The 267-nt window shown below is 38.6% G+C and carries 1 protein-coding gene; it reads left to right on the top strand.

Annotated features, from left to right (window positions below; all coding sequences use genetic code 11):
* A partial coding sequence (locus L977_RS24655; protein WP_047624415.1) for a hypothetical protein occupies positions 1-267 on the top strand: 267 nt, incomplete at both ends.

Here is a 267-nt window from a genome sequence, read left to right as displayed (position 1 = left end):
GAACATCTTTACAACTTGATTGTAGCGGAACTTACACAAGCTATTGTTAATAAAATTGTTGACCTTGCGCTTATTGAGGGTGACGGAACAAACGGTTTTAAATCAATTGAAAAAGAAGCAGACGTCAAAAAAATCAAAAAGATTACTACAAAAGCCAAATCAGCTGGCAAAACTCCATTTGCTGACGCTATTGAAGAAGCGGTTGACTTTGTTCGCCCTACTGCTGGACGTCGTTATTTGATTGTTAAAGCAGAAGACCGTAAAGCC

The sequence above is a fragment of the Enterobacter sp. ZOR0014 genome, from assembly GCF_000798855.1.
Taxonomy (GTDB): Bacteria; Pseudomonadota; Gammaproteobacteria; order Enterobacterales; family Enterobacteriaceae; genus Enterobacter; species Enterobacter kobei.
The sequence above is the reverse complement of the archived record's forward strand: the minus strand, read 5'-3'. Positions and strand labels throughout refer to the sequence as shown.